The 4,913-nt window shown below is 59.9% G+C and carries 5 protein-coding genes; 4 read left to right on the top strand and 1 reads right to left on the bottom strand.

Features of this window, described 5'->3' with window-relative positions:
• The first annotated feature begins 60 nt into the window (after positions 1–60).
• From NW852_RS11200 to NW852_RS11190, 3 genes are all read left to right on the top strand, one after another.
• Complete coding sequence (locus NW852_RS11200) at positions 61–636, top strand: ureidoglycolate lyase (protein WP_414426750.1); 576 nt, start codon at positions 61–63, stop codon at positions 634–636.
• A 692-nt stretch (positions 637–1,328) separates the two neighbouring features.
• Complete coding sequence (gene ftsZ / locus NW852_RS11195) at positions 1,329–2,453, top strand: cell division protein FtsZ (RefSeq protein WP_414365925.1); 1,125 nt, start codon at positions 1,329–1,331, stop codon at positions 2,451–2,453.
• A gap of 69 nt (positions 2,454–2,522) precedes the next feature.
• Entirely contained in the window at positions 2,523–3,494 is a 972-nt protein-coding gene (locus NW852_RS11190) for a D-alanine--D-alanine ligase (RefSeq protein ID WP_414365926.1), read from the top strand.
• 143 nt (positions 3,495–3,637) lie between these two features.
• On the opposite strand, the gene NW852_RS11185 is transcribed toward NW852_RS11190, so the two are convergent.
• The gene (locus NW852_RS11185; RefSeq protein WP_414365927.1) at positions 3,638–3,961 is read right to left on the bottom strand and encodes a hypothetical protein; all 324 of its coding nucleotides are present in this window, start codon (positions 3,959–3,961) and stop codon (positions 3,638–3,640) included.
• A gap of 158 nt (positions 3,962–4,119) precedes the next feature.
• Here NW852_RS11185 and bchM point away from each other — a divergent pair, with 158 nt between their 5' ends.
• Positions 4,120–4,785, top strand: a complete 666-nt coding sequence (gene bchM / locus NW852_RS11180; RefSeq protein ID WP_414370499.1) for a magnesium protoporphyrin IX methyltransferase — start codon at positions 4,120–4,122, stop codon at positions 4,783–4,785.
• Positions 4,786–4,913 lie beyond the last annotated feature (128 nt).

Raw genomic sequence — 4,913 nt, 5'->3', positions numbered from 1 at the left:
AATGCGGCTGCTCCGAAGAACTCTATGACTCAAAAAGTCAGTCAACTGAGGAGACCGACCATGAGCAAGACCCCAACTGGCACCCCTGTTGTTCGTGTGCCAATCGTGGAGGCAACCCCCGAAAATGTGCGGCCCTTCGGCCAACTGCTAGGGGATGATGTGGCCTATCCCGGGTTGGGGATCCCCTTTTATCAGGGGCGCGTTTTAGAAGGGCAAAACATCGACTCCCAGTACACTGGCAAAGCCGTCATCCGCACTGCCAAGATCCTGCCCGGCTACCCGGCTGTGTTCTGGCTAGAGCGCCACCTGCGTATGACCCAGTTGTTTGTTGCCTTGGGACAGGAGCCATTCATCATGGTCATGGCTCCCCCCAACCACCCCAAAACCCTCCCCGACCTGGACAAAGTGCAAGCCCTGCGCTTCCCTGCCGGGCACGGGCTGCTGCTGCACCGCGGCACCTGGCACGATTTCCCCATCGCCGGCGAGCGCCCCGTTGTTGTGCTGACTGCCAACTCCGAAGAAGTGGTAGAGGCCCTGGCCAACATGACGACGGCCCAGGAAATGGATCAGGGGGACGTGCTTAAAATTTCCCTGCCCCAGCGGCTGAACGCCGAGATCCATTTGCAGCTGCTCTAAGCCCATGGGCGGATCCCTGACGGCAACCCTCCCCCTGACTCTTTCGGCGCGGAAGCCTTCGGGTAGTTTGTAGAATACCCAAACCTCAGCATTAAAAATCGGCAAAAATTGGCGGTTGGTCTGCCAGGCCCTAATTGGGAGGGGTGAGTATTATCGAATACTCTGAAAAGAAAACGCAAGGTTAGCTTTTAGGCAAGCGCAAGCTCGGCTCCGACCGAAGCGCGCTGGGAGCAACAGTTTGCCCTAATTTGGGATCTATCTACTAGGTGTTCGGGAATACATACCCTTCGATAGGAATCTCGCTTGTACAAAAGAGGAAGCTTAACTGCAAAAGAAGATTCATAGGCAAAGTACGAAACATGAAAGCGCCCAAATTATCCGGATGAGGCTCTTTTTGGGGGCCGCATCCGCCTAGAAGATCCACAAACGTCTTCACCGTTGGCATCGGAGGAGAGTTGCCTTATATTAAATCAGCTAGCATGCTCGATATTTGCCAGAATTAAGCTATCTTGAGGGCTGACATGCCATCCAGCAATTGGTCAGACTTCCATCCCCCCAATCCTGGGCAGGGTTTGGAGCAAGCCCAGTCAACGCCTTCCCCCTGGAGTGAGCGCTACGTGGGGGAGGACTCTCAGGTCGAGTACGAGAGAAACGGAGCCCAGACCAAGGCGGCGAATCATCCAGAGGGGAACATGCCGAGCAATGCCGCGAAAATTAAGGTGGTGGGCGTGGGGGGTGGAGGTGGCAACGCGGTCAGTCGGATGGCGGCCAGCAACCTCAAGGGCGTCGAGTTTTGGAGCATCAATACGGATGCTCAGGCCCTCGCTCAATCCTCAACATCGACGGTGAACCGCCTGCAAATCGGGCAAAAGTTAACCCGAGGGTTGGGGGCAGGCGGCAACCCGGCCATTGGTCAGAAAGCTGCCGAAGAGTCCAGTGAAGAAATTGCGGCCATTCTCAAGGGGGCGGATCTGGTCTTTATTGCCGCTGGCATGGGCGGGGGCACAGGGACAGGGGGAGCGCCTGTGGTTGCCCAGATTGCCAAGGCCAGCGGTGCCCTAACCGTAGGAGTCGTAACGCGGCCTTTTTCTTTTGAGGGCAAGCGGCGCGCCAAGCAGGCCGAAGAGGGGATCCAAGCACTGCAGGAGGCAGTGGATACCCTGATTGTGATCCCCAACGACAAGTTGCTCTCGGTGATCTCCGAGCAAACCCCTGTCCACGAGGCCTTTCGCGTCGCGGACGATGTCTTGCGCCAGGGGGTGCAGGGCATCTCGGATATCATCCTCATCCCTGGCATGATCAACGTGGATTTTGCCGATGTGCGCAGCGTGATGGCCGATGCTGGCACTGCCCTGATGGGCATTGGCATGGGATCCGGCAAGTCCCGCGCCCGCGAAGCCGCCATTACCGCCGTGTCTTCGCCCCTTCTGGAAACTTCCATCGAAGGGGCCAAGGGCGTGCTCTTCAACATCACCGGCGGGCTGGATCTGTCGTTGCACGAGGTCACGGTAGCGGCTGAGATCATCGCCGAGGCTGTGGATCCGGAGGCCAACATCATCTTCGGCACCGTGCAAGACGAGCGTATGCAAGGGGAGGTGCGCATCACCGTCATCGCCACCGGTTTCGACCGATCGCGGACGGCACCCAGTGCTTTCGCAGCCAAAACCGCTGTTGCCAACCCCAACAAGGTGGGGACGCGCAAGCCCACCTTTCCTAGCCCTGAGCCATCGCCTCGGCAGCCCCCTGAGCCTGAGCCCCCTGCTTCCGGGGGCTTGGACATTCCCGAGTTTTTGCGCCGCCGCCGCCCTCCTTCGTAGGGTAGAGTGGGGGGATGCGGCTATCCTGGTGCCGGTTGCTGAGAGTGGGGAGTGCTTTGGGGTTAAGCCATGAACATTGTTGTCTTGGCAGGGGGTCGTTCGGCAGAACGGCAGATCTCTTGGGTCACGGGCAAAGCCTGTAAGCGGGCGCTGGAGGATCTGGGGCATCGGGTAAAGCTGATCGACCCCGAGGAGGATCTGCCGCTGCGCCTTTGGCAGGAGCGGCAGGCCGGCTGCGAGTTCGTTTGGATTGCCCTGCACGGCCCCGGCGGTGAGGATGGAGTGGTGCAGGGGATGCTGGAGTGGCTAGGCCTGCCCTACCAGGGATCCGGGCCGTTGGCCAGTGCCCTAGCCATGGACAAGCTGGTCTCCAAGCAGATCTTTCGCGCCGAAGGGATCCCCACCCCTGAGTGGCTGGTCTGGGATGAAGCGCAGCCGCTCTCCTGGGCCGAGTGCGTGGCGCACTTGGGATCCCCGCTGGTAGTGAAGCCCAGCAACAGCGGCTCGACGGTGGGGATCAGCATTGCGCGGGATGAGATGTCGTTGGCTCAGGGGCTGGCGCTGGCCCGATCGGTCTCGTCGCGGGTTTTCCTGGAGCGCTACATTCCCGGCAAAGAGATCACCCTCTCCATCCTCTCCGGCCAGGTTTTCCCGGCCATTGAGATCATCCCCGCTCAGGGGGATTTTTACGATTACGAAGCCAAGTATGCCCCCGGCGGCTCGCGGCATTTGATCCCTTGTTCCCTCAGCGCGGCAGGGTTGGCCCGCTGCGAGGCGGCAGGGCTAAGGGCCTATCAGGTGTTGGGATGTGAGGGCCTGGCACGGGTGGATCTGCGGGTGGATGCCGACGAGAACCCCTGGGTGCTGGAGGTGAACACCCTGCCCGGCATGACCCCTACTTCGCTTTGCCCTGATGCGGCGGCAGCTCTGGGCTGGACGTTTACGGAGCTGGTGGAGCGGATGCTGCAGGATGCCCTGCAAAGGGCAGCTTCGACTCGCCCAGCCCCGTCTGGATCCGGGTCTTCACCACAGCCGGCTTGATCCCCAGCCAGACTGCTTTCTAGAGAAAGAAAAGGAGCAAGACCGCCACCGCCATCCCGACCATCAGCACTGCCGGCCACAGCCAGGCAATACGGGATCTGCCCTTGCCAGCAGCTTTCTTGTCGAGAGCCTTTTCTCTGGGCTCAGGCTTGGGGGCTGGCGGAATCGGGAGCAGCCAGCGTCAGATCCTGCAGCAGCCGATGGCTTTGTTTTTCCAGCACGAGCGTGGTTTCCTCAGCGCCCAAGAGAGGATCCCGCAGTGGCTCGGTTTGCTGCCACTCGTATTCGGAATGCCCCAACGCCTCCAGCCCGGCTCGCACCTGTTGGGTGAGATGGGGGTGGTTGAGCTGCGTTTGCGGGGAGCGGTTGAGGAGAACGTGCAAATGGCCCTGGCGACGTTTGACAGCAATTTTGACAGGGACAGCCAAGCTGGCCTGCAACGCCTGGGCAATCTCAGCTTCCGTCATCAAGTTTTATCCCGCTGTAGGCATCTAATACAGCCGTGGAATAGGGGTTGGAAGTGGGAGCAACGGCTTCAAGGTAGAATGTATCCGCATCTCCGGGGAGACATCGGCTTGCCAAGAAGTGATTCCCCGGCGGATCCCGGCATACAACTGGCAGTCTTATGCAGGAAAAAACCATCGTCCGCAACTATTTCAACACGGTCGGCTTCGAGCGCTGGCGCCGCATTTACGGCAACGAGGAAGTCAATTTCGTCCAAAAAGATATTCGACTGGGCCATGCCCGCACGGTCGAGACGGTGTTGCAATGGCTGGGGGATCCCTCCGGTTTGCGCATTTGCGATGCCGGCTGCGGGGTGGGCAGCCTTAGCTTGCCTTTGGCCGCCCGCGGGGCGCAGGTATTTGCCAGCGACATTTCCGAACAAATGATTAACGAAGCGCGTCGCCGCCAACAGATGGAGCTGGGATCCACAGACAACCCCCAGTTTCAGGTTTTGGATTTGGAGGAACTGACAGGGGAGTACGATGTCGTCGTCTGCCTGGATGTGATGATCCACTATCCCGAAGCCGACGCCCTGCGCATGCTCAGGCACCTGACCGGACTGGCCAAGTCTCGTCTGCTCTTCAGCTTTGCTCCCAAAACTCCCTGGCTGACGCTGCTGAAGAAAGTGGGGGAGTTTTTCCCCGGCCCCAGCAAGACCACCCGCGCCTATCAGCACCGCGAGGCGACGCTGGTGAGCCACCTTACTGAGTGGGGCTGGAAAGTGCAACAACGGCAAACCATTCAAAGCCGCTTCTACTTTGCCTGGCTGCTCGATCTGGTGCGCTGAAGCCGCCGCCCAGTTACAGTCGTTTCCAATGGCAATGAAACCGTTCGTTGCCTCGATCCCTAACTCCCCTCTCCCTGAGGGAGAGGGGCTGGGGGTGGTCGCGTGAGCGGCGCGGAGCGCTTGGGCTG

It is taken from the genome of Synechococcus sp. H60.1 (genome assembly GCF_047462335.1).
GTDB lineage: Bacteria > Cyanobacteriota > Cyanobacteriia > Thermostichales > Thermostichaceae > Thermostichus.
Note: the sequence above shows the minus strand (reverse complement) of the source record. Positions and strands in the feature narration are given on the sequence as shown.

What these genes read in the sequence shown, in the direction of transcription:
- NW852_RS11200 (WP_414426750.1), top strand. Translation starts at nt 61, where the DNA reads ATGAGCAAGACCCCAACTGGCACCCCTGTTGTTCGTGTGCCAATCGTG.
- ftsZ (WP_414365925.1), top strand. Translation starts at nt 1,329, where the DNA reads ATGCCGAGCAATGCCGCGAAAATTAAGGTGGTGGGCGTGGGGGGTGGA.
- NW852_RS11190 (WP_414365926.1), top strand. Translation starts at nt 2,523, where the DNA reads ATGAACATTGTTGTCTTGGCAGGGGGTCGTTCGGCAGAACGGCAGATC.
- NW852_RS11185 (WP_414365927.1), bottom strand. Translation starts at nt 3,961, where the DNA reads ATGACGGAAGCTGAGATTGCCCAGGCGTTGCAGGCCAGCTTGGCTGTC.
- bchM (WP_414370499.1), top strand. Translation starts at nt 4,120, where the DNA reads ATGCAGGAAAAAACCATCGTCCGCAACTATTTCAACACGGTCGGCTTC.